Annotated in this window: 19 protein-coding genes and 1 tRNA gene; 12 read left to right on the top strand and 8 right to left on the bottom strand. The window is 70.3% G+C overall.

Annotated elements, in window-relative coordinates:
- Positions 1 to 102: 102 nt before the first annotated feature.
- The 7 genes from LV75_RS15945 to LV75_RS15975 all read left to right on the top strand — a co-directional run bounded on the left by LV75_RS15945 (position 103) and on the right by LV75_RS15975 (position 10,923).
- Complete coding sequence (locus LV75_RS15945; RefSeq protein ID WP_253887662.1) at positions 103 to 2,400, top strand: sodium-translocating pyrophosphatase; 2,298 nt, start codon at positions 103 to 105, stop codon at positions 2,398 to 2,400.
- A gap of 136 nt (positions 2,401 to 2,536) precedes the next feature.
- Complete coding sequence (locus LV75_RS15950; RefSeq protein ID WP_253887663.1) at positions 2,537 to 3,172, top strand: hypothetical protein; 636 nt, start codon at positions 2,537 to 2,539, stop codon at positions 3,170 to 3,172.
- A 305-nt stretch (positions 3,173 to 3,477) separates the two neighbouring features.
- Positions 3,478 to 3,705 carry a hypothetical protein gene (locus LV75_RS15955; RefSeq protein WP_253887664.1) on the top strand — a complete coding sequence of 76 codons (228 nt, stop codon included), beginning with the start codon at positions 3,478 to 3,480 and terminating at the stop codon, positions 3,703 to 3,705.
- A gap of 114 nt (positions 3,706 to 3,819) precedes the next feature.
- Positions 3,820 to 4,419 carry a hypothetical protein gene (locus LV75_RS15960; protein WP_253887665.1) on the top strand — a complete coding sequence of 200 codons (600 nt, stop codon included), beginning with the start codon at positions 3,820 to 3,822 and terminating at the stop codon, positions 4,417 to 4,419.
- Positions 4,420 to 4,561: 142 nt separating this feature from the next.
- On the top strand, positions 4,562 to 7,456 hold the full coding sequence (gene topA, locus LV75_RS15965; protein ID WP_253887666.1) for a type I DNA topoisomerase: 2,895 nt from the start codon (positions 4,562 to 4,564) through the stop codon (positions 7,454 to 7,456).
- A 282-nt stretch (positions 7,457 to 7,738) separates the two neighbouring features.
- Positions 7,739 to 9,733 (top strand): bifunctional MFS transporter/dTMP kinase, encoded by a 1,995-nt coding sequence (locus LV75_RS15970; protein WP_253887743.1) that lies wholly within the window; start codon positions 7,739 to 7,741, stop codon positions 9,731 to 9,733.
- Positions 9,733 to 10,923, top strand: a complete 1,191-nt coding sequence (locus LV75_RS15975; RefSeq protein WP_253887667.1) for a DNA polymerase III subunit delta' — start codon at positions 9,733 to 9,735, stop codon at positions 10,921 to 10,923. Before LV75_RS15970 ends, LV75_RS15975 begins: the two co-directional genes overlap by 1 nt.
- Here LV75_RS15975 and LV75_RS15980 read toward each other — a convergent pair.
- The gene (locus LV75_RS15980) at positions 10,901 to 11,992 is read right to left on the bottom strand and encodes a hypothetical protein (protein WP_308210985.1); all 1,092 of its coding nucleotides are present in this window, start codon (positions 11,990 to 11,992) and stop codon (positions 10,901 to 10,903) included. The two genes, LV75_RS15975 and LV75_RS15980, sit on opposite strands and share 23 nt — an antisense overlap.
- Positions 11,993 to 12,538: 546 nt before the next feature.
- On the opposite strand from LV75_RS15980, the gene LV75_RS15985 reads away from it, so the two are divergent.
- Positions 12,539 to 12,612 (top strand) — tRNA-Thr (locus LV75_RS15985).
- Positions 12,613 to 12,715: 103 nt separating this feature from the next.
- Positions 12,716 to 13,345, top strand: a complete 630-nt coding sequence (locus tag LV75_RS15990) for an MSMEG_1061 family FMN-dependent PPOX-type flavoprotein (protein ID WP_253887669.1) — start codon at positions 12,716 to 12,718, stop codon at positions 13,343 to 13,345.
- A gap of 314 nt (positions 13,346 to 13,659) precedes the next feature.
- Here LV75_RS15990 and phnE read toward each other — a convergent pair whose 3' ends face one another.
- The 4 genes from phnE to LV75_RS16010 all read right to left on the bottom strand — a co-directional run bounded on the left by phnE (position 13,660) and on the right by LV75_RS16010 (position 17,443).
- Positions 13,660 to 14,427, bottom strand: coding sequence for a phosphonate ABC transporter, permease protein PhnE (phnE, locus tag LV75_RS15995; protein ID WP_253887670.1), 768 nt, complete (start codon positions 14,425 to 14,427; stop codon positions 13,660 to 13,662).
- Positions 14,424 to 15,185 (bottom strand): phosphonate ABC transporter ATP-binding protein, encoded by a 762-nt coding sequence (locus LV75_RS16000; RefSeq protein WP_253887671.1) that lies wholly within the window; start codon positions 15,183 to 15,185, stop codon positions 14,424 to 14,426. The genes phnE and LV75_RS16000 overlap by 4 nt, the downstream gene beginning before the upstream one ends.
- A 249-nt stretch (positions 15,186 to 15,434) precedes the next feature.
- Positions 15,435 to 16,331: a phosphate/phosphite/phosphonate ABC transporter substrate-binding protein gene (locus LV75_RS16005; protein ID WP_253887672.1), complete on the bottom strand. Its 897-nt coding sequence runs from the start codon at positions 16,329 to 16,331 to the stop codon at positions 15,435 to 15,437.
- Complete coding sequence (locus tag LV75_RS16010) at positions 16,328 to 17,443, bottom strand: TIGR03364 family FAD-dependent oxidoreductase (protein WP_253887673.1); 1,116 nt, start codon at positions 17,441 to 17,443, stop codon at positions 16,328 to 16,330. The genes LV75_RS16005 and LV75_RS16010 overlap by 4 nt, the downstream gene beginning before the upstream one ends.
- Before the next feature lie 145 nt (positions 17,444 to 17,588).
- Between LV75_RS16010 and LV75_RS16015 the strand changes: the two genes are divergently transcribed.
- Both LV75_RS16015 and LV75_RS16020 read left to right on the top strand, forming a co-directional pair.
- On the top strand, positions 17,589 to 18,335 hold the full coding sequence (locus tag LV75_RS16015; protein WP_253887674.1) for a GntR family transcriptional regulator: 747 nt from the start codon (positions 17,589 to 17,591) through the stop codon (positions 18,333 to 18,335).
- Entirely contained in the window at positions 18,332 to 19,000 is a 669-nt protein-coding gene (locus LV75_RS16020; protein ID WP_253887675.1) for a phosphonatase-like hydrolase, read from the top strand. Before LV75_RS16015 ends, LV75_RS16020 begins: the two co-directional genes overlap by 4 nt.
- A gap of 587 nt (positions 19,001 to 19,587) precedes the next feature.
- On the opposite strand, the gene LV75_RS16025 is transcribed toward LV75_RS16020, so the two are convergent.
- Positions 19,588 to 21,309, bottom strand: coding sequence for a serine/threonine-protein kinase (locus LV75_RS16025; protein ID WP_253887676.1), 1,722 nt, complete (start codon positions 21,307 to 21,309; stop codon positions 19,588 to 19,590).
- A complete protein-coding gene (locus LV75_RS16030; protein WP_253887677.1) occupies positions 21,306 to 22,148 on the bottom strand; it encodes a hypothetical protein in 843 nt (280 codons plus the stop codon). The genes LV75_RS16025 and LV75_RS16030 overlap by 4 nt, the downstream gene beginning before the upstream one ends.
- 279 nt (positions 22,149 to 22,427) lie before the next feature.
- On the opposite strand from LV75_RS16030, the gene LV75_RS16035 reads away from it, so the two are divergent.
- Positions 22,428 to 23,213, top strand: coding sequence for a hypothetical protein (locus LV75_RS16035; RefSeq protein ID WP_253887678.1), 786 nt, complete (start codon positions 22,428 to 22,430; stop codon positions 23,211 to 23,213).
- Here LV75_RS16035 and LV75_RS16040 read toward each other — a convergent pair.
- Positions 23,196 to 24,182, bottom strand: coding sequence for an LLM class F420-dependent oxidoreductase (locus tag LV75_RS16040; protein WP_253887679.1), 987 nt, complete (start codon positions 24,180 to 24,182; stop codon positions 23,196 to 23,198). The two genes, LV75_RS16035 and LV75_RS16040, sit on opposite strands and share 18 nt — an antisense overlap.
- Between the last annotated feature and the right edge of the window lie 13 nt (positions 24,183 to 24,195).

Genomic DNA, 24,195 nt, shown 5'->3' on the forward strand with positions numbered 1-24,195 from the left:
TCCCACCGATTGTGGTGGCGCTCACGCGAAAACGGGGCCGGTAGACGTCTTGTGGTAATGGCGGATCTCGGCGCTGTAACAGGCAGATCATCAGGAGGACGGATGTCCGGGCAGTTCCTCGCGGAGGGCCTGACGCTCACCGGCGGAGACCGCGGTGTAGTGGCCGTGGTCGCCGTGATCGCCCTCGCCGCTCTTGCCGTCGGCTATGTCCTGCTCAAGGAGGTCCTGGCCGCCGGTCAGGGCACCGTGAAGATGCAGGAGATCGCCAAGGCGGTACAGGAGGGCGCGGCGGCTTATCTGAAGCGGCAGCGAAACACACTTCTCTTCTTCGGCGCAGCTGTGTTCCTGCTGCTGTTCGCGCTACCCGCCGACTCCGCGGGCGAGCGGATAGGCCGCTCACTGTTCTTCCTCGTGGGCGCGGTCTTCTCGTTCACCATCGGCTACCTGGGCATGTGGCTGGCCACCCAGGCCAACCTGCGCGTCGCGGCCGCCTCGATCGAGGACGGCGGCCGGGAGAAGGCCACCCGCATCGCCTTCCGCACCGGTGGCGCGGTGGGCATGGCGACCGTAGGCCTCGGCCTCTTCGGCGCCGCGATCGTCGTGCTCGTCTACACCGGCACCGCGCCCAAGGTGTTGGAGGGCTTCGGCTTCGGGGCCGCGCTGATCGCGATGTTCATGCGCGTCGGCGGCGGCATCTTCACCAAGGCGGCCGACGTCGGCGCCGACCTGGTCGGCAAGGTCGAGCAGAACATCCCCGAGGACGACCCGCGCAACGCGGCCACCATCGCCGACAACGTCGGTGACAACGTGGGTGACTGCGCGGGCATGGCCGCGGACCTGTTCGAGTCCTACGCGGTGACCCTGGTCGCCGCCCTGATCCTGGGCAGCACCGCCTTCGGCGCGTCCGGCCTGCTGTTCCCGCTGATCGTCCCCGCCCTCGGCGTGATCACCGCGATGCTCGGTGTCTACATCACCAAGGCCCGCCCGGGGGAGAGCGGCCTGACCGCGATCAACCGGTCGTTCTACATCTCCGCGCTGTTCTCGGCCGTGCTGTGCACCGCGGCGGCGTTCATCTTCCTGCCGACCTCGTTCTCCGAGCTCGGCGCGCCCGACACCGCGCAGATCTCCGGCAGCCCGGCGGTGATCGCCGCGATCGCGGTGATCATCGGCATCGTGCTGGCTGGCGTGATCCTCTGGCTGACCGGTTACTACACCGGCACCGAGCACAAGCCGGTCAAGGAGGTCGGCAAGACCTCGCTGACCGGTGCGGCGACGGTGATCCTGTCCGGCATCTCGGTCGGCTTCGAGTCGGCCGTCTACACCGCGATCGTCATCGGCGCGGCCGTCTACGGCGCCTTCCTGCTGTCCGGCTCGGTGATCGTGGCGCTGTTCGCCATCGCGCTCGCGGGCTGCGGCCTGCTGACCACCGTCGGCGTGATCGTCGCGATGGACACCTTCGGCCCGGTCTCGGACAACGCGCAGGGCATCGCCGAGATGTCCGGTGACGTGCACGGCGAGGGCGCGCAGATCCTCACCGAGCTCGACGCGGTCGGCAACACCACCAAGGCCATCACCAAGGGCATCGCGATCGCCACGGCCGTGCTCGCCGCGACCGCGCTGTTCGGCTCCTACCAGGACGCCATCGGCAAGGCGCTGCTCAAGGCGGGGCAGACGATCACCGACGGCGGCACCGCGTTCTCGTTCCTGGTCTACAGCCCGAACGTGCTCGTCGGCGTGATCATCGGCGCGGCGGTCGTGTTCATGTTCTCCGGTCTCGCGGTCAACGCGGTCACCCGCGCGGCTGGCGCGATCGTGTTCGAGGTGCGCCGCCAGTTCCGCGAGATCCCCGGGATCATGGAGGGCACCGGCAAGCCCGAGTACGGCAAGGTCGTCGACATCTGCACCCGCGACTCGCTGCGCGAGCTGGCCACCCCCGGTCTGCTCGCGGTGCTCGCCCCGATCGCGGTCGGCTTCGGCCTCGGCGTCGGCCCGCTCGCCGGGTACCTCGGCGGCGCGATCGCGACCGGCACGCTGATGGCGGTGTTCCTGGCCAACTCCGGTGGCGCGTGGGACAACGCCAAGAAGCTGGTCGAGGACGGCAACCACGGTGGCAAGGGGTCCGACGCGCACGCCGCGACGGTCATCGGCGACACCGTCGGCGACCCGTTCAAGGACACCGCTGGCCCGGCGATCAACCCGCTGATCAAGGTGATGAACCTGGTGTCGGTGCTGATCGCGCCCGCCATCGTCACCCTGTCGGTCGGCGTGGAGGCCTCCACCGGCATCCGGGTCGCCATCGCGCTCGTCGCGGTGGTGCTGATCGTGGCGGCCGTGGTGGTCTCCAAGCGCCGCGGCACCGCGATCGTCGACACCCCGGCGGACGCGCCAGCCAACGCCTGAGCAGGCGGCTGAACCGATGAGGCAGGTCCCGGCACCCGGGGCCTGCCTCATCCGGTCTCAGGGCCGTTCTCGGCACGTGGGACCATCGTCGCATCACCGGGAGGGTCCCCGGACAACCAATGCGAGGAGAACTGACATGGCGCGTCGATTCGTCGCGATCACCGCGACGACCGCTGCCCTGACCATCGCACTCGCCGGCTGCGGCGGGAGCGACACCAAGGCGGGTGGCTCGTCCAGCGCCGCCGCCGGTGCCACCACCACCGCGAGCTCGGCCGCCTCCGGCGGCGACGCCACCGCGTGGGCGGAGAAGGTCTGCGCGTCGGTCGCGCCGCAGGTCACCGCGCTTTCGGCACAGCCGCAGATCGACCAGAGCGACCCGGTCAAGGCCCAGGCCAGCCTGGTCGAGTACCTCGACAAGTTCGCCGGTGCGCTGGACAAGATGATCAGCAGCTTCACCGACGCCGGTGACCCGCCGGTCGCCGACGGCAAGAAGCTGGTCGTCTCCGCCACCGGTGCCCTCGAGGAGGCCAAGACCGCGGTCGAGACCGCGAAGAAGAACCTCGCCGCGGCGTCCCCGGCCGACCCGGCCGCGTTCCAGGCCGCGTTCGTCAAGGTCGGCGAGGACCTGCAGGCCCTGTCCAAGCTGGAGGACCCGACCAAGGGCCTGCGCGGCAGCGCCGAGCTGGACAAGGCCTTCAAGGAGGCCCCGAGCTGCAAGGCGCTCGACGGCGACTCCGCCTCCGGCTCCGCCAGCAGCACGCCGACCTCCTGATCACCAGGGGTCCCGGGCTGGTCGCGGCCGCGGCGGGCGTTCTGCTCGCCGCGGCCTGCGCCACCCCGCCCGAACCGGACCCCGCCACCCGCGTCGACTGGGCCGACCGCTTCTGCGCCGTCGTCGCCAGCACCGGGCAGGTCCTCGCGACCCCGCTGCCCGACATCGACCTCGCCGACCCGTCGGCCGCGCGCACCGCGCTGAGCGCCTACCTCGCCGCGATCACCGACGGGCTCACCCGCGCCGTCGCCGCCATCGACGCGCTGGAGGACTCCCCGATCACCGGGGGCGACCACGTCGCCCGGGTGGCCGCCGACACCTACCGCGGCCTGCGCGCCCCGCTCGCCGAGGCCAGGACCGCGCTCGACGACCACACCGGCCCGCAGATCGTCGCCGAGGTCGCGGGCGAGGTCGTGCCCAAGGTCGCCGCGCTCGACCTGGCCGACCCGCTCGCGGGCACCGCCGGATCCGACTTCACCCGATGGGCCGAACGCGCGCCCCGGTGCGCGCACCTGCCCGGCCTGCACGGCTGACCCGATCGGGGCCGCGGGCATTCCGCCATTCGGGGTACGAGCGGCGCCGCCCGCCCGCCGCGACGGCCCGCGGAACCTTTACCCTGGTCGAACTGCTGTTCTATTCTGGCCGCCGTGGCGCAGCAGATGTCCTTCTTCTCCGCCGAGGCGTGCCACCCCCGGGTCGCCGACCTCGCGGGTCTGCTGTGCGGGCCGGGGCGGACGGTGACCTTCGCCAAGGCGACCGCGCGGCTGATGGTCCCGGTCGACGCCCCCTGGCGGTTGAAAGCCCTGGTCAGGGCCTGCGCCGAGCGCGGTGTCGGCGCCGAGGCGGACACCGACGAGCAGGGCGGGCTCCGGCTGCGGACCGCGTTCCGGGTCGACCTCGCCCCGCTGGCCGCCGACTGGGGTCGCCACGACAAGGCCGTGCCCGCCGGGTTCGTCCCAGATGGTGCCGCGTTGCGGATGTGGGTCGCCGCCGCGGGCCGCTGGGCCGATGGCTCCTACCTGCTGCCGCTGGACCCCGCCGCCCCCGGCACCCACGAGCCGCTCGCCGCCGCCCTCGCGCAGTGCGGTTTACCTGCGACGACGTACCAATCCGGTGACGAAGGACCGGCGTTGCGACTCGTCGGTAGGCGGCGCCTCGGCAGGCTCCGCGAGCTGGTCGGACCACCCGCCGGGGCCGGGTGCGCGGACCAGTGGCCCGCGGTTTCCCGGATGCGCGCCGTGTCCTGAGCGTGCTACAGGTGGAAATAGGGGCATACTTCGTCGGCCGATCCGCCGTGCTGGGGCAACCTGGGAGTGGGCTCCCCCGGTGCGGCGTGCACACTGGCAGGCTGACGCGGGACGGACACGGGGTAAGAAGAGAGCGGGACACGTGGCAGGCTCGACTGGGACGAAGAACGGCAACGGCACCGGCGGTACTGAGCCACGTCGGCTCGTGATCGTCGAGTCGCCCGCGAAGGCGCGCAAGATCGCCTCGTACCTCGGCCGCAACTTCGTCGTCGAGTCATCCCGCGGCCACATCCGCGACCTGCCGCGCAAGGCGGCCGAGGTGCCGGAGAAGTTCAAGGGCGAGGCCTGGTCGAACCTGGGCGTCAACGTGGACAACGGCTTCGAGCCGATCTACATCGTCACCCCGGACAAGAAGTCCACCGTCACCGAGCTCAAGGGCCTGCTCAAGGACGTCGACGAGCTCTACCTGGCGACAGACGGCGACCGCGAGGGCGAGGCCATCGCCTGGCACCTGCTCGAGGCGCTCAAGCCCAAGGTCCCGGTCCGCCGGATGGTCTTCCACGAGATCACCGAGCCCGCCATCCTCGCCGCGGCGCAGAACACCCGCGACCTCGACCGCGACCTGGTCGACGCCCAGGAGACCCGGCGCATCCTCGACCGGCTCTACGGCTACGAGGTCAGCCCGGTGCTGTGGAAGAAGGTCATGCCGCGGCTCTCGGCGGGCCGCGTGCAGTCGGTGGCGACCAGGATCGTGGTGCAGCGCGAGCGCGAGCGGATGGCGTTCATCGCGGCGACCTACTGGGACATCTCGGCGACCATGGACGCCGGTGCCGAGGCCGAGCCGCGCAACTTCGGCGCCCGCCTGCTCTCCGTCGACGGCACCCGCCTGGCCACCGGCCGCGACTTCGGCCCGGACGGCAAGCTCAAGGGCGCCCAGGTCCTCTTGCTCGAAGAGGCCGAGGCACGCCGTCTTACCGAGGCGCTGCAAGGGGCGGCACTGACCGTCTCCAGCGTCGAGGAGAAGCCCTACACCCGTAAGCCCTACGCGCCGTTCATGACGTCGACGCTGCAGCAGGAGGCGGGCCGCAAGCTGCGCTTCGGCTCTGACCGCACCATGCGCACGGCCCAGCGGCTCTACGAGAACGGCTACATCACCTACATGCGTACCGACAGCACCACGCTGTCGGAGACCGCCATCCAGGCCGCCCGCTCGCAGGCCTCGGACCTCTACGGCCCGCAGTTCGTGCACCCGACCCCGCGGCAGTACACCCGCAAGGTCAAGAACGCCCAGGAGGCGCACGAGGCCATCCGCCCGGCCGGTGAGGTGTTCCGCACCCCCGGCCAGGTCGCCGGTGAGCTGGAGACCGACGAGTTCCGCCTGTACGAGCTGATCTGGCAGCGCACCATCGCCTCGCAGATGGCCGACGTGCGCGGCACCACGATGACCGTGCGGATCACCGGCAACGCGACCAGCGGCGAGGAGTGCGTGTTCTCCTCCGCGGGCCGCACCATCACCTTCCCCGGCTTCCTGCGCGCCTACGTCGAGGCCGTGGACACCGAGGCGGGCGGCGAGGCCGACGACGCCGAGCGCAGGCTGCCGATCCTGACCAAGGACCAGCCGGTCACCGCGACCGACCTGGCCGCGGACGGGCACACCACCAACCCGCCGCCGCGCTACAGCGAGCCCAGCCTGGTCAAGGCGCTCGAGGACCTGGGCATCGGCCGCCCGTCGACCTACGCGTCGATCATCAACACCATCCAGGACCGCGGCTACGTGTGGAAGAAGGGCTCCGCGCTGGTCCCGTCCTGGATCGCCTTCTCCGTGGTCGGCCTGCTCGAGCAGCACTTCGAGCGGCTGGTCGACTACGACTTCACCGCGGCCATGGAGGAGGAGCTCGACGGCATCGCCGCGGGCACCCAGCAGCGCACCAACTGGCTGTCCGGGTTCTACTTCGGCGGCCCCATCGGCCCCGAGGGCTCGGTCGGGCGCTCCGGCGGCCTCAAGAAGCTGGTCGGCTCCGGCGTCGAGCACATCGACCCGAAGGTGGTCAACTCGATCGAGGTCTTCAAGGACGCCGAGGACCGCCCCGTGGTGGTCCGCGTCGGCCGGTACGGGCCGTACCTCGAGCGCGAGGTGGACAGCGCGGCGCAGCGGGCGAACCTGCCCGAGGACCTGCCGCCGGACGAGCTGACCGTCGAGATCGCCGAGAAGCTGTTCGCCACCCCGGTCGAGGGCCGCTCGCTGGGCACCGACCCGGTCACCGGCAACGAGATCGTGGCCAAGGAGGGCCGCTTCGGGCCGTACGTGACCGAGGTGCTGCCCGAGGTCGAGGAGCCGCCGCCGCCCGCCGAGGGCGCGAAGAAGACCAGGGCCAAGGCCCCCGCCAAGCCCAAGCCGCGCACCGGCTCGCTGTTCAAGTCGATGTCGCTGGAGACGGTCACCATCGACGACGCGCTCAAGCTGCTCTCGCTGCCGCGCGTGGTCGGGGTCGACCCGAGCAACAACGAGGAGATCACCGCGCAGAACGGCCGCTACGGCCCGTACCTCAAGCGCGGTACCGACTCGCGCTCGCTCGCGGGTGAGGACCAGATCTTCACGGTCACCCTGGACGAGGCGCTCAAGATCTACGCCGAGCCCAAGAAGCGCGGCAGGCAAAGCGCGGCCACCGCGCCGCCGCTGCGCGAGATGGGCACCGACCAGGCGTCCGGCAAGCCGATGGTGATCAAGGACGGCCGGTTCGGGCCGTACGTCACCGACGGCGAGACCAACGCCTCGCTGCGCAAGTCCGACGCGGTCGAGTCGATCACCGACGAGCGCGCCTCCGAGCTGCTCGCCGAGAAGCGGGCCAAGGGCCCGGCGCCGAAGCGGACGACCACCACCGCGCGCAAGGCGCCCGCCAAGAAGACCACCACCGCGGCCTCGAAGAGCACCGCGGCGAAGTCCACGGCGACGAAGTCCACGACAGCGAAGTCCACGGGGACGAAGACGGCTTCGAAGACGGCGGCGGCCAAGAAGGCACCGGCCAAGTCCACCTGAGCACCCGGCAAGATCACCTGAAGTCACCCGCTCTCAGCGGGGGCCGGCTAGCCTGTGCCCCACGAGGGACGGCCGTCACCCGGGTGGAGTAGCCCGGTTCGTGCCGTTAGCCCGGTGTGACCGGGCTCTGGCGTGCCGTGCGCCACCCGGATGACCAGGCCAGACCCGCTTCCCGGTTACCCTGGGACAGGTCGGGCCGCGTGGAAGGTGGGTGGGGGTCTGAACACCGAGAGCAGTGCGGACACCGCGGCGTCGACGGTCGAGTCGGGGGCGGACGCCTCCATGGCGCACCGGGCGCGCAGCGTGCTGTCCATCCGCCCCTTCCGCAGGCTCTGGGGTGTCACCTACCTGTGCAGCGTCGGTGACTGGCTGGCGCTGCTCGCGCTCACCGGCCTGGTCACCCAGGCCACCGAGGACTACAAGGCGCAGAGCTTCGCCTTCGCCGGGGTCGTGCTCACCCAGCTGCTGCCCGGGCTGCTGTTCGCGCCGCTGGGCGGGCTGTTCGCCGACCGGTTCGACCGGCGCAAGGTGATGGTGTGCGCCGACGTCGGCCGGTTCGGGCTGCTGCTGTCGATCGCCATCGTCGGCTCGCCGCTGTGGCTGTTCATCGGCAACTTCCTGGTCGGCTGCTGCGCGCTGCTGTGGATCCCGTCCAAGGACGCCGCGGTCCCCAACCTGCTGCGCAGGCCGGACCAGGTCGAGACGGCCAACCAGCTGGGCATGGTGATGACCTACGGGATCGCCGTGATCAGCGCCGGTGGCCTCTACGCGGCCATCACCGGCATCAACACCAACTTCAGCCTGCAGAGCGCCGCGTCGGAGGCCGGGGCGACCAGGCTGGTGCTGTTCATCGTCGCGGCCCTGTACCTGGCCAGCGCGGTCACCATCGCCACCCGGATCCCCGAGCTGTCGCGGCGGGTGTCGACCGCGCCGGTGGCCCCCGACCCGGACAAGCCCGACACCAGTGGCGGGTTCGGCGCGATGGTGCGCGACGCGGCCCGGTTCGTGCGGACCTCCCCGCTGGTGCGCGGCCTGCTCATCGGCATGATCGGCGCGTTCGTCGCGGCCGGTGCCCTGGTCGGCTCCTCGCAGGTCTACGCGACCAGCGTGCTCGGCGGTCAGGCGAGCTTCGGCCTGCTGTTCGTCGCGCTGTTCATCGGCCTGGCCACCGGGATGGGCGGCGCGCCGAAGCTGGCCCGCAAGCTGCCGCGCAACCGGCTGTTCGGCATCGCGATCGTCACCGCTGGCCTGGACCTGCTGCTGGTGGCGCTCTCGCCGCACCTCGTGGTCTCGCTGATCACCGTCGCCATCCTCGGCATGTGCGCTGGCGCGGCGTTCCTCACCGGTGTCACGATCATCGGCACCGAGGTCGACGACTCGATCCGCGGCCGGATCAACGCCATCTACCAGTCGCTGATGAAGATCATCTTCGCGGGCGGGATGGCGCTCACCCCGGTGCTGGTCGGCCTGGTCGCCCCGCACAGCATCACCCTGTTCGGCCGGTCGATGATCGTCGACGGCACCCGGCCGGTGCTGCTCGGCGCTGGCCTGCTCGCCACCGTGATGGGCGTGCTCGCCTACCGGCAGATGGACGACCGCCGGTCCGAGACGATCATGTCCGACCTGCGCGCCGCGATCAGCCGCAAGCCGCGCCGCCGGGCCAGCGGGCTGCTCATCGCGATCGAGGGCAACACCCACATCGACACCTCCACGCAGGCCACGCTGCTGGCCGAGTGGCTGCGCGGGAACTCCGGCACCGAGGTGCTGCTCGCCGCCGACCCCGCCCTCGACGACGTCCGGCTGCGCACGGTGCTGACCGGAGCGGGCCTCAACAGCGCCCGCGCGCACGCCCTCGTCGCCGCCGCGGTGCGCGCCGACCTGGTGGAGCGCGAGATCCAGCCCGCGCTCGACCGCGGCGCCGTCGTGGTGATGGAGCGCTTCGTCGACAGCCCGCTGGCGCACCTGTCGGTCGCCGCCGGGCTCGACCCGACCGAGCTGGAGGGCCTGGCCGACTGGGCGACCGAGCGGCTGCGACCCGACATCACCGTGCTGCTCGACCGCGACCCGGCCACCCTGACGCCGCGCGCGGGCAACGCGGAGCATCATTGGCACGTGCAGAGCGTGCTCACCGACATGGCCGCCGCCGACCCGGACCGCTACGTGGTGGTCGACGGCGACGGATCGGCCACCGACGTCCACGACCGCGTGCTGATCGCGGTGCGCACCACGATGGCCGGGCGCAGGCTGACCGAGTTCGCGCTCACGGAGGCGCGCTGATGGCGGTGTGGTCGCAGCTGGTCGGCCAGACCGATGCGGTCGAGGTGCTCAGCGCGGCGGCCACTGCGGCGGCCCAACTGGTCGACGGCACCGGCACCGCGGCGGGCATGACGCACGCCTGGCTGTTCACCGGGCCGCCCGGGTCCGGCCGCTCGGTCGCCGCCCGCGCCTTCGCCGCCGCGCTGGAGTGCACGACGCCGGGCGGGATCGGCTGCGGCGAGTGCCAGGGCTGCCACACGGCCATGTCCGGCACCCACGCCGACGTGCGGATGGTCGTGCCGGAGGGGTTGTCGATCTCCGTGGCGGAGATGCGCGCGCTGGTGCAGACCTCGGCGCGGCGACCGACCAGCGGGCGCTGGCAGGTCGTGGTGATCACCGACGCCGACCGGCTCACCGAGGGCGCGGCCAACGCCCTGCTCAAGGCGGTCGAGGAGCCCCCGGCGCGGACCGTGTTCCTGCTCTGCGCGCCGTCGGACCACCCGGACGACGTGTCGGTCACCATCCGGTCCCGGTGCCGCGTGGTGGCGCTGCGGACCCCGTCGGCGCCCGCGATCGCGGAGGTCTTGCAGCTGCGGGATCGGATCGACGCGGAGACGGCCACCTGGGCGGCCTCGGTGTGCGGCGGGCACGTTGGTCGCGCGCGGCGGTTGGCCACGGATCCGTCCGCCCGTGAGCGGCGGGACAAGGTCCTGCGCATCCCGATCAACCTCCGGCGGCTGTCGGACGTGTTCGACGCCGCGGACGACTTGGTCAAGGCAGCGGAAACAGACGCAGGTGAGGTAAGCGGGTCGCGGGACGAGGCAGAGAAAGATGCCTTGAAGACGGCTCTTGGGGCTGGCGGCACCGGTAAGGGCACCGCATCGGCGACCCGGGGGAGTGCTGGGGCGATCAAGGAACTCGAGCGCCGACAGAAGTCCCGGGCGACTCGTACTCAGCGCGATGCCCTTGACCTCGCTTTGGTCGACTTGGCTGGGTTTTATCGCGACGTTCTGGTCACCACGTCTGGTTCGCCAGCCGCGTTGAACCACCCGGACCATTCTTCGAGTTCTTCACAAGCGGCGGAGAAGTGGACCCCCGAGTCCACCCTCCGCCGCCTGGAAGCCGTTCTTTCGTGCCGTGAAGCGATCGAGCAGAACGTCAAACCGCGCATTGCTGTCGAGGCGATGATCACCCAGCTTTATATGGGCTGAGCCGCTTCCTCCTCGGCAACGCGGCGACGAGCACCACGCCGATCATCAGCATTGCCGTGCCGGTCCAGAAAATGGGCACGGACTGGTATGCCGCGTTGGTGTATGCCAGCGCCGGGCCCTTCGGCTGCGGCGCGGGCGGCGCTTGAGGCGGTGTCGCCGCTGTCGCGCACACCACGCCACCGGTCGGCGCGTAGGCCCTGGCGACCTGCTCGCCCAGTGAGATCTGCGCCAGCGCCGACGGCAGGTTCGGCAGGCCGAGCGCGTCGGTGGGCAGCACCTGGAGGTCGAGCAGCCGCGCGGTCGCCCCGAGCTGGAACCCCTTGAACGGCTGCGTCGACTCCTCCGACTTCTGGTTCAGCCCGGCGACGGAAAGTCGCAGCACCCCGAGGTCCAATTTCGACAACCCGGCTGGCAGGGTTTGCCCGGTGCCGAGCAGGGCGCCGATGATGGGTAATTTGTCCACCGGGTTCTGCAGCGGGATTCCAATGGGGACGTCCAACCTGGGATTCGCCGCGTCCAGCTTGCCGAGACTCTTGCCGCCTTGGACGACTTCCAGGATCGGCGCGGTATAGCGAACCGTCGAAGTGGCCTTGTCCCCAGTGGAGGTAACCGTGAGCGTCGGCTGGCTGACGACGTTGACGGAAAGCTCAAAAGGGGTCCCCGCGAGCAACTTGACCGCCGCGACCTGCAGCGTCGATGTGGACTCCACCGCCTTGTTCGCCGAGCCGGGGATGTCGACCAGGCGGACCACGGAGCGGGCGGAGAGGGTGTTGGGGAGGCTGAGCAGGGAGCTCGTGCTGCCTTGCCCGCCTAACACGCCGCCGAGCGTGCTCAAGCCGCCAGTGAGGTTCTTAAGCCCGTTGATGACGACCTGGTCGGCAGCGGGATCCAGGTTCGGCGCGTCGAAGACCCCGGTCAGGTCCGGCGTGCTGGGGAGCGTGGGGATCGCGTTGAGCGCGGAGAGGCTAGCTAGCTCCGTCGACGAGTCGGCGATCGTGCCGGTGCAGTTGTCGTGCCACTGAGCCTGCACCCGCCCGTTGAGCACCCCCACCTTCACCAACGTGTCCAACGGCGTAGATGGCGGATTGATCCCTCCGCTCCGACCCTCAGAGCTGTTAGGTGGCGCCGTCTGCGCCAATGCCCCCGGCGCCTGAGGACTAGCCCCCTGCACGGCGATCCCACCGGGCGTCGCTTGCGCTATCGACCTCTCGAAGCTCAGGTAGGCCTCAGAGTTGACCTGCGCACTGGCCAACCCAAACCCAACCTCCACCCCAGCCTGCTTCGGCAGCTTGTCCTCAGCCCCCGGGATGATCGACCGCGTAGGCGCCGAGTTCGGTAAGAGCCTGACCACAGCCAACCCAGTCCCGGCATCCCCCACCGCATGACTGCTGACGTTAGGCACCACGGCAGGCGGCCCACTCGGATCAACCACCGGCGGCACCGGCGTAGTGGACGGCTGTGCTGCCGCGGGCCCGGCGCACAGCACCAACAGCGCCACCGCCCCGGGTAAGGCAACCAGACGCATCGCAGCTCCTCTCGCGCACCTACTCCCCAGTAAACGACGTAGCCGCCTGCAAGTCACGCCCGGGTACCCGCTATAGTGGTCACCGGCCACGCCGCCTTAGCTCAGTCGGCCAGAGCGGTTCACTCGTAATGAACAGGTCAAGGGTTCGATTCCCTTAGGCGGCTCGCAGGTCAGAGGGGTCGTCCCGGGGTTCGGGGCGGCCCCTCTGGCGTACCCATGGGCGAAAACACAGCGCAGGTGGCGGTTGGTCGGCGCTAGCTTCGGTGGGTGGACTACTTCGCGGGTGCGATTGCCGATGAGGCCGGGCTGCGGGAGCTCTACGCCGCTCCGCCGCAGCGGGCTTGGGACAAGGTGGTCGGGGGGATGGACGCGTTGGCGCGCGAGTTCGTGGCGTGTGCGCCGATTGTGTTCGTCGGCAGCTACGGGGCGGACGGGCGGTGCGATGTCACGCCCAGGGGTGGGCCGCCGGGGTTCGTGGGGGTGGCGGGGGACGGGACGGTCCTGATCCCGGATGCCACGGGGAACAAGCGGATCGACACGTTCCGGAATGTGGTCGCGACCGGGCGGGTCGGGCTGGTGTTCGTGATCCCGGGGCGGGGGCAGACGTTGCGGGTCAACGGGCGGGCGTGCGTGACGGCGCGGGCGGAGGTCCTCGACGGGCTGACCGCGGTGGGCAAACCGCCGGTCGCGGCGCTCGTGGTGGCGCCGGACGAGGTGTTCACGCACTGCCCTAAGGCTTTCGTGCGCTCGCACCTGTGGGAGCCGCACACCTGGCCGGACGAGGCCGCGCAGCCGGACCCGGCGGAGCTGGCCCACGGGCACCTCGGCGACCCGGCGCTGACCGTGGCCGAGGTGCGGCAGAGCCAGGTGGACTCGCTGCTGTACCGGTTGGACTGAGCAGCCCGGGTCCGCGGAGCCCACCACCACGACCCGTTCGCCCGCCGAGGTCAGTGCGGTCGGGCGTCGGGGGCGTCGGGCACCATGGCTTTCGCCTGCGCGGGTGGTGCCTACGCGCGGTGGTGGGCTTCGCGGTCCCGTGCGGGGTGGTGGGCGGTGCGCTGCCCGCTACCCCGACTCCCGTCGGCCACTGGTCCCGATCGAGGCGCAGCGTGCACGTGAGCCTCCCCGGCGACCGGACGGTGTGGATGGTCCATCGGAGACAGACACGAGCTGTTACTTGAACGTTCAGTAGTCACTCATTTGGCGCAAGATCAGGTAAGCCGCCGCCGGATGCCCGCGCTGAGCAGGTCGACCGCGACGACGAGCACGAGGACCATCAGGATGTAGGTCGCCATCTGGTCGAACTCGAACAGCTGGATCGACTGGTTGATCAGGAACCCGACGCCGCCTGCGCCCACCAGCCCGAGCACCAGCGACGAGCGCACGTTCACGTCGAACCGGTACAGCAGTAGCCCGATCAGCGCAGGCACCACCGCTGGTAGCACGGCGTTCGCGATCACCTGCGGCTCGCGCGCGCCGGACACCCGCAGCGCGTCGGTCGGTCCCGGGTCCACCTCGTCCATCGCCTCCGACCAGAGCTTGCCCAACACGCCGACGTTGTGGCAGATCAACGCGAGCACGCCTGCGAACGGGCCGAGCCCGACCGCGGTGACGAAGATCAGCGCGAACACCACGTCCGGCACCGCGCGCAGGAACGACATGACCGAGCGTGACACCTGGTACACGACCTGGTGTCGCCCGCGCGTGCCCAGGACGGCGAACAGCAACGCCGCCGGGACGGACAGCGTGGTGCCGAGCAGGCCGATCGCGAGCGTGGTCAGGCAGGCTTCGAGACCGGGTCGGACGACGGCGTCCCAGTCGAGGTCCGGCGGCAGCGCCTCGGCGAGGAACCGCGCCATCCCGCGCCACCCGTCGACGAGCGCGCCCGGTGAGACTTCCGTTGTCTCCCAAGCGAAGACGTGCGCCACCCCGAGGACCGCGATCACCACGGCCGCGGTCAGGTACTTGCGCGTGCTCACACCGCCACCGCCCGGTCCGGCGCGTACAGCGCGTCGATGTCCACATCAGACAGATCGCTTCCCCTTGTGGAGAAGCGGATCTCGCCGTGGAGCAATCCGAGCACGCGGTCCGCATGTCTGCGTGCGAGATCCGGTTGGTGCAGAACCGCGGCCACCGCCAGCCCATCGTTGCGCGCGAGCTCTCGCAGTAGCTCCATCACCTGCGTTGCGGCAGCGGGATCTAGCGCGGACACCGGCTCGTCGGCCAGCAGCACTTTTGCGCCCTGGCACAACGCCCGTGCGATCGCGACCCGCTGTTGCTGCCCGCCGGACAGGCTGCCCGCCCGGTCCTTCGCCCGATCGGCTAGCCCGACCCGGTCGAGGCACGCCATGGCCCGCTCGCGCAGGTCCTTGGGGAACAGCGCGGGCGTCAGCGACCGCGACAGCGGGAGACCGGCCAGCCCGCCCGCGCACACGTTGTCGATCACGTTGCGCCTGCGCACGAGGTGGATCTGCTGGAACACCATCGCCGCCGCCCGCCGCGCCCTGGCCAGCTCGGCGCCGGTGAGCCCCCGCAGCTCCCGCCCGGCGACGCTGACCACGCCCTCGTCGGCCTCGGCCAACCCGACCACGCACCGCAACGCCGTCGACTTCCCCGATCCGTTCGCGCCGAGCAGCACGACCAGCTCGCCCGCCCCCACCGAGAAATCAACCCCGTTGAGCACCGCCCGGTCGCCGAACGATTTCCGCAGCCCTTTCACGGAGAGCCCGTTTTCCATCCCGATTCCCTTTCCCCGCCGCCCCACACCAACCACCCGACCGGCTGAACTTCCACCACCCACATGCCCCCGACCTGGGCATCCCGCTATCCACAACCCCCGGAGTTATCCACAGAAACCCGCGCACCCCCTTCCCGCCCGCCAGAACCGATAGACTGGCCCAGGGACGCCCCCCGGGAGTGGTGGGGGCTGGGCGCTCGCGCTGGGGGGCGGAAAATGGGTGGGAATGGGGTGGGGAAAGCGAGGGGATTAGACGTCGCCTTCGGTTAGGCCGAGGGTGTCGGCCAGGTCGAAGAGGGGTTGGTAGGTCGCCTTGTCGACGGCGACGAGGGGGCCCGCGGGGTCTACGTCGAGGAACTTGCCGACCTTGGCGACCTCGTCGGGCTTGAGGTTGAGCAGGGCCTTGCGGACGGCGTCCTTGAACGCGGGGTCCATCGTGCCCGCGACGGTGATCGGGTCGTTGGGGATCGGGTCCGAAGCCCAGACCTGGCGGAACCCGGACTCGTCGAACTTGCCCGCCGCCTTGGCGGTGGCCAATTGCTGGGTGTTGATCTCGGCGGCGTCGACCTTGCCGTTGGTGAGGGCGAGGAGCGCCTCGGGGTGGCCGCCCGCGTAGTCGAGCTTGACCGAGGACTTGTCCAGGCCGAGCTTGGCGAGGGCGGCGCGGGGCAGGGCGTCACCCGAGGTGGAGCCCGGCTCGGAGAGCGCGAGCGACTTGCCGCGCAGGTCGGCGAGGGACTGCACCGGGGAGTCCTTGGGGACCCAGACGCCCGCCTTGTAGCTGGTCAGCTTCCCTTGCGCGTCACCGAAAGAGGCCAGCGGCTCGGCGTTGGCGCGGCGGCTGGCGAAGACGAAGCCGAGCGGGCCGAACTGGGCCAGTTCCAGCTTGCCGTTCTGCATGGCCAGCACCTCGGCCGAGTAGTCCTGCACGACCTGCAGCTTCACCGGGCAGTTCAGCTCCCGGTTCAGCGCCCCGGTGAGCACTTCGTACGCGGGGGTCAGCTTGGCCGGGTCCTCGTAGGGCTCGATCCCGAATCTGATCTCCCCGTTCGGGCAGGTCTTCGACCCGGTCGCGGCGGGTTCGCCGCTGCTGCACGCGGTGAGGGCCATGGCCGCGGCGGCGACCAGGACGGCGATGCGCTTCATGATGCTCCTAGGCTGTCGAGAACGGTGGGGGCGAGGCCGAACGCGGTGGTCATGCCGATCCCGGAGGTCACGGACACCACGCGGACCCCGGGGAAGGGGTTGGCGTGCAAGAACTCGGCGCCCTCGGCCGCGGCGTAGACACCGCGCCAGCGGGCGCGCACCTCGAGCCGGTCCACGCCGAGCAGGCGGGCGGTTTCCCGCAGGACGAGCTCGCCGGTCGGCTCGTCGTCGAACGGGTCGTGGGTGTGGCCGTACCGATGGGTGTCACCGATGACGAGGTCACCGTCGGGGCGTTGGGTGAACATCAGGTTCATCGCGACCTCGAGCAGTTCGGGGTCGGCGCGGGTCAGCCGCTCCCGGACCGCCGTGGCGGACGGGCAGGCGTTCAGCCCGGCGTACCGCAGCATCGACAGTCCGGAGAGGACGGCGGGGGCGAAGGTCTGTGAGTCCGGTGTGGACACTTGCATCATCCGCAGCAGGCACCGCTGGACACCGGCCGCGTCGGCCACCTCCGGCAGCAGCCGGTCGACGTCGTGGCCGACGGCCACCACAACGTGGTCGGCCGCGACCGTGCCGCAGGTGGTGTGCACCGCGCCCGACTCGACGCCGGTGACCGTTGTGCGCCAACGGAACTCGACGCCCTGCCCGGCCAGCCAGGTGGCCAGCGCCGCGACCGCCTCACGCGGGTCGACGCGCAGGTCGAGCGGCAGCCACGCGCCGCCGATGACCTCGGGGGAGACCACCGGCAAGTGCGCGCGCACCCCCGCTGCATCCAGCGGTCGCACCTGGTCGCCGCGCTGCTCGGCGAACTCGGCGAGCACGGCGACCTCGTCCGGCGCGCGGGCGGCGACCACGGTGCCCGCCTCGGAGACCCAGAACCCCGCTTTCGCCGCCAGGTGCAGCCACCGCTCGCGCGCGGCGAGCCCGTAGATCAACGCGTCGCCGTGCTGGGCGGTCAGGCAGATGTGGCCGAAGTTGCGGATGGAGGCGCCGACCGCGCGTTCGTCGCGGTCGAGCACCACCACCCGCAGGCCGCGGTCGACCGCCTCGGCGGCGTGCGCGAGGCCGACGATGCCCGCGCCGACGACGACGAGATCCGCTCGGGGGTTCATGGCACAGAAGGTGCGGGTGGCCGGTGCGTGATCGCAAGGCTTTCGCGGCACTTGTTTGAACAAGTTTCCACGTTGTTCACCCTGCTCATCGTGAATCGCGCAGCAACTTGACAACGGGTGGTGCGGAACTCGTATGGTCAAGTCTGTGACACCGCCACTGCACCACAGGGTGGCCGACGCGCTGCGCGGCAGGATCAGCCGGGGACAGCTCCCGGTCGGCGCCGCGTTGCCCTCCGAGGCCCAACTCTGCGAGGAGTTCGCCGCTTCCCGGGGCACGGTGCGGCAGGCGCTGGCCGCGTTGCGCAACGAGGGCCTCATCGGTGGCGGGCAGGGCAAGCAGCCCGTGGTCCGGCAGGCCGCGGTCGCCCAGCCGTTCGAGACCTTCCTGTCGTTCACCCGGTGGGCGCGGGAGATGGGCCGGGAACCGGGGCAGCGCACCGTGGAGATCGCGCGGCGCGGGGCCAGCCAGGTCGCGGCGGACGTGCTCGGGATCGACGAGGGGGCCCCGGTCATCGAGGTGCTGCGGCTGCGGCTGCTCGACGGCATCCCGACCATGCTCGAGCGCAGCAGCTTCATCGAACCCGTTGGCAGGCTGCTGTTCGACTTCGACCCCGACGCCGGGTCGATCTACGCGCACCTGCTCGACCGCGGCATCGACCTGCGCGCGGCCCGGCACACCATCGACGCGATCGGTGCGGACGAGGTCGACGCGAAGCTGCTGACGGTCGCCGTCGGCGCACCGCTGCTGCGCGAGCGCCGCCGCGCCACCGACGCCAGCGGCGCCCGGGTCGAGTACGCCGACGACCGGTACCGCCCGGACCTGGTCACCTTCACCATCGACAACGTGCAGGCGGGCCGGATCAGCCCGCACATCCTCAAGGAGACCCCGTGAGCATCGACCTGGTCGCCCTCGACATGGCGGGCACCACCGTCCAGGAAGGCGGCGCGGTCTACCGGGCGCTCGCCGACGCCGTCGCGGCGGCAACGGGTTCGCCGGTGTCGAGCAACGACGTGCGGCGCTGGATGGGCGCGGACAAGCGCGAAGCGATCGCCGCACTGCTGGCAGGCGCCCCCGCCGAGGTCGACACCGTGTTCGACGACTTCCGCACCCGCCTCGCCGCCGCCTACACCGCCGAACCCCCCACCGCCCTCCCCGGCGTCGAATCGGCCCTGACCGATCTCCGCGCCCGGGGCATCAAGGTCGCCCTCACGACCGGCTTCTCACGCGACGTGGCCGAAAACCTGCTCGCCGTCCTCGGCTGGAAACCCGGTGGCTGCATCGACGCCCTGATCACCGCCGACGAGGTCGCCGCGGGTCGCCCCGCCCCCTACATGATCTTCCGCGCCATGGAAGCCACCGGTGTCCACTCCGCCGACCGCGTCCTCACCGCAGGCGACACCGTCCTCGACCTGCGCGCGGGGACGAATGCAGGCGCCCACTACGTGATCGGCGTCCTCACCGGCTCCCAGGACGCCGAGACCCTCGGCCAAGAACGCCACACCCACCTCCTATCCAGCGTCGCCGAGATCCCGCTACTGCTCACCCGGCATGGATAGGTCAAGGTGAAATCCAGGGATTGGCGCTAGTAGCCCGCCCCGGGCCGTTTGGTCGTGTGTTGGCGGCCCTGTCCCACCCTTCACGCCCCGCCCTCACCCCCCCCGCCCCAACCCCACCCCTGTTCCTGCTCGATGGGGCGGACTTGTTTGCGTGGGGGGACAACACCCGTAGCGTTTCCTCGCGGCAGGGCCAGTCTTTTCGGCCCCTGCTGTGCGGACCTGCCACGGGTGTCGTAGGGGCCCCGCGCAAAACAAGTTCGCCCCATCGAGCCGACCGCACTCCCAGCCCCGGCACGGACCCACGGGATACCCATCCCAACGAGCCGACCGCACTCCCAACCACCCGCGGACACACGGATACCTCGCCCCATCGAGCCAGACGCACCCCCAACCACCCGCGGACACGCGGGATACCCGCCCCATCAAGCCGACCGCACTCCCTACCCCAGCACGGACACACGGATACCCGCGCCATCGAGCCCCACGCCTCCCAACCCCAGCACGGACACACGCACTGCGAGCGGTGAAAGGGGTCGGACGTTCGGCGACGCGGCCAGGCGCGCCGTGGGTGGGTCGGGACGTTGGCCCTAGCTCCTCGCGCGGCGGGCGGACCAGGCGGTGGCTAGGACGAAGCCTGCGGCGGCGATGGCGCCTGCGGCGGCGCTGCCTAGGGCGTAACCCAAAGAAGGTTCGCGGGTGGTGATGGATGTGAGGAACAGCCACACCGTTAGGCCGAACATGAAGCCGAGGGGCAGGGCGACGTAAGGGGCTGCTGGGCGGCGGTGGCCTCGTCGGAGTGCTCGCATTTGGGCTTCGATGTTGGCCAAGGCGAACAGGGAGAGCAGGAGGCTTCCGGCGCCCATCACCGTTGCCATCGGGTGGGAGGCGGACTGGAGGGTGAACTGCTCCGCGAGGTTGTCGCCGATCTTGACCTCTGCTGTGACAGCGCCGCCGGCAAGCCAGCGCATAAGAGGGTCTGGCTTGAGGCTTGTCTCGAAGGTGCCCTCTGGACCCGGGGCGATTCCCTTGCGGATACGGCCAAGCAGGACCCCTGCTGCCCTTAGCTCAAACTGGAGCTCAACCGCCCCTGCCGCCCGGCCGGACACGGTGATCTGCTTGCTTAGGTCTACCTGAACCGTCTTGTCCGCTACCTGTCCATTGACCACCAACGCCGACGCTGGGTGGTTCAAAGTTGTGGGGGACAAGAAGGGAAACAGCACCAGTGCGACAAGAGCCACCGTCGCGATAAGAGCGGGCCACAGCGGTGCAGGGCCGCGTTGGGCGATGAGTTCACTCGCGGGGCGGAGTTCCTTGCCGCGGAAGTCGCCCAGGGTGCGGGTGGGGTCGATGGTTGTGCCGCGGATCGGCGGGGTGATGATGGTGGGGGCGTCCGGTTGGCGGCTTAGTTGCTGGGAGATCGCGCCGGAGATCCGGGGGGCTAGGTGGACCGGGACCGATGAGCGCTCAAGCCAGCCCGCGCCATAGACGGCGGTGGCGGCGGAGCTCAGGTCGGTCGCGAAGGTCTCTGCGTCGCGGTAGCGGTGTTGCGGATCGCGGGCGAGGCTGCGCATGACCACTGTGGACAGCGGGGCGGGCACTCGGGGGATCGGTGCGGGGTCGCTGAAGATGCGTTGGCGCATCATGCTTACTGCGCCTCGACTGCGGTCGTAAGGCAGTTCCCCGCACAGCAGCTCGTAAAGCACCGTGCCCGCCGAGTAGATGTCCGCGGCAGGCGTAAGAGAGTTGCCCATCGCCTGCTCGGGTGCGATGTAGGCGGGCGTACCGAGCACCTCGCCCGCGTGCGTCACCAGCGTCGCCCCCTCGCTCACCACCTGCGCGATGCCGAAGTCGGCGACCTTCATCACCCCCGCCGTGGTGAACAGCAGGTTCTTCGGCTTCACGTCCAGGTGCAGCACCCCGGCCTTGTGCGCTGCGTGCAGCCCGCCCAGCATCGCCAGGGTGATGGCGCACGACTGCTCGCCGGTGAGCCCGGGACCGCGGAACCGGTCGTACACGGTCCCGCCGTCCAGCCGCTCCATCACCAGCAGGTTGTCCGACCCGGTCTGCACGTAGTCGTAGACCGGCACGATGTGCGGGTGGTCCAGGCTGGCCAGCACCCGCGCCTCGCGGTCGAACCTGGCGTTCACCGACGGGTCGGTCACCAGGTCCGAGGGCAGGACCTTGATCGCCACCGCGCGGCCGAGGGAGCGGTGCACGCCTGCGAACACCACCCCCATGCCACCCGAGCCGATCTTGCCCCCGACCTCGTACTGCGGTAGCGCCGAGGTCAGTCCGGCTGGCGTGCTCATCCAGGCCACCTCTTGGTGTTTTGCTGTGTGTAGTGCTCAGTGACGCTTTGGGTCACCGCGCCCGGGTCGACGGGCGCGGGCAGCGCCACCGTCAGGTCCCCGTCCAACGCGGGTGCCACCGGGTGCGGGGTGAGGAAGCCCAGGACCATGGCGATGGCGGACGCGCCGAACACGATCGGGATCTCGATCAGCGGGTCCGGCGGCACCAACCGCAGCACCGACAGCGAGACCACCGCGACGATCCCGGTTCCGATGCCCGCGGGCAGGAAGCGCAGCGCGCGCTTGATCCGGTTGGGCGAGAGCTTGTGCCGCGCCAATGCGATCAGCACGGTCGCCCAGATGGCCGAGGTGAGCAGCAGCATCATCAGGCCGAACACCCCGTAAACCGACCACACCGTGCCGCGCACGTCGGCGACCGTCTCGGCGCTGCCCAGCACCTCGCGCTCCTCCGAGAGGAGGTCGACCGTGGTCGGCAGCAGGCCGATCGCCTGACCGTCCAGGTCGCGCACATCCAGCGGGAAGGTGCGCGTGACCCGGCTGCCCGGCGGGACCTCGAACGGCAGCGTGGTGTCGTAGGCGAAGAACGTCAGGGCCAACGCGACCCCGGAGAGCCGCACCAAGCGGACCTTCTGCGTCGTCTTACCCCGGTTAACGGCTGTTACCGAAACTTCGGCGGCTTTAGCGGGATCCAGTCGCACCGTACGGTCGGTGATGTCCTGACCGTCCAGAGTGACCGTCACCGACAACGGGCTATCGGAATCCTGTGCCGCTGCGGGTGTTGCACCCATCAGCAGCAGTACCGTCACGAGAGCAACCGCGGCGGCGATGAGACGTCCCATGGGAAGACTCCCGGTTGAGGCAGGGCTGATCGGGGCGGAATGCTACAGCGGTCCGGTATCGGACCGGGGCGTTCCACGAGATCAGTGATACGGACAGGGGTACGAGCTGTGCGCAGTGTTGGACGCTTAGCGAGCATCGCCGTTGCTACAGCGACGTTGTTGGTCGCTTTGGCACCGCTCTCATCGGCTGCGGTTCCCCCGCCGTTGGTGACGTTGAGCGCCAGTCCGTCCTCAGGACGCGCGGGTACCACTTTCACGATCACGTGGGGTCTGGGAGTCGTGGGGCTGTGCCGCACGCTCACCTTCTCGACGTCGCTCACCACCATCCCGACCGTGGCGACGAACGGCAAGACGAGCGGCTCGTTCTCCGTGACCGTCCCGAGGTCGGCCAAGCCAGCGTCCTACCTCATCACCGCCGTGTGCAACACCGACGGGTACACCGGGGAGACGACGTTCACCGTCCTCAACCCGCCCACCAGCACCACCGTCCCGCCCACGACCAAGCCGACGACCACGACGACCGTGCCGCCGGTGACCACGACGGTCCCCCCGGTCACCACCACGACCCGGCCGACGGTCACCACGACCACGTCCGGGCCGACAACAACCACCACCACGCCCGGTACGACGACCACCAACACGACCACCGACACCACGACGACCACTTCGGACACCACGACCACTACGCCGCCGACCACCACGACGACCCCGATCGTGGACGAGAAGCCGGTCGACGGTGGCCTCAAGCTGGACCGCAAGAGCGTCCGCCCCGGCGAGGACCTCTCCGCCAAGGGGACCGGCTGCGCGCCCAACCAGACGGTCATCCTGACCTCCGGTGGCGAGAAGGTCGGCACGGCCGTGTCCAACACCTCCGGTGAGTTCAACGCGCGCGTCGAGTTCCAGAAGGTCGTGCCCGGCAGGCACATCGTCACCGCGCATTGCGCAATTGAACTGACCGGCGCGGTGGACCAGGTCGTCACCAGTGGGAAGGGTGGCACTTCCGGCACCCTGGTGGTCCTGGTGTTCTTCGTCTTGGCCGGAGCAGCGCTAATCCGAGTCGCGTAGGGCTGCCGCGACCGGCGGCGTCACCGTCATCCTGGTGGCGACGTCGCCGTAACGGCGCTTGATCTCCGCGGCCGCGGTAGCCGTATCTCCGACGACCGCGAAAGTGTTGAGCACGTCGTCGGAGATAAGAGCGTCCATCTCGCTCCACTGGCCGCGCTTAGACAAGGCGTTCAAGTCGTCTTGCAGCCCACCCCACCCGTGCAGCTCCAACACGCCACGGTAGGCGGGAGTGGAGCCATAGAAGGCAATCTGCCTACGTACCTCGGCGATGGAGGTAGCTAGCTCCTCGTCGGTCGACCCGCTCGCGACGAACCCAGGGCCGCTGATGTCGAAGCCCTCCAACGTCTTTCCTGCTTTCGCACGACCCCGCTCCAACGCAGGTAGCGTCACCTCGCGCAGATAGCGCTCAGTGGAGAACCCGTGACAGAGCATCCCGTCCGCGACTTCCCCCGCTGCTTCAGTCATGCGTTCCCCTACCGCGGCAAGGTAGATCTTCGGGTTGCCGTGCGGGTTGGGGCCGGGGTTGAAGAACGGCGTCATCAGCGTGTGCGTGTAGAACTCGCCTAAGAAGCGCAACCGCTCACCGGTCTCGAACGCCGACCAGATAGCGCGAACGGCGAGCACGAACTCCCGCATCCGAGCCGCGGGTGCGGACCACGGCATGCCGAACCGCTTGGTGACGTGCGGCTTGATCTGCGACCCCAGGCCCAGCACGAACCGGCCACCGGAGAGCAGGTGCAGGTCGTTGGCCTGGACGGCCACCGTCATCGGGTTGCGCGCGAAGGCCACCGCGATCCCGGTGACCAGTTCGATCCTCGAGGTCCGCCCGGCCGCGACGGCGATGCCCAGGAACGGGTCGATCTGCGTCTCGGCGACCCAGGCCCCGTCGTACCCGGCGTGCTCGGCTGCGGTGACCGCGTCGGCGGCCTCGGTCACGGTCGCGGCGTAGCCGCCGGAGTCGAGCCTCATGCGGTCCGAGATT

Origin of the sequence: Actinokineospora diospyrosa (assembly GCF_024171925.1) — a bacterium.
GTDB classification, from domain to species: domain Bacteria; phylum Actinomycetota; class Actinomycetes; order Mycobacteriales; family Pseudonocardiaceae; genus Actinokineospora; species Actinokineospora diospyrosa.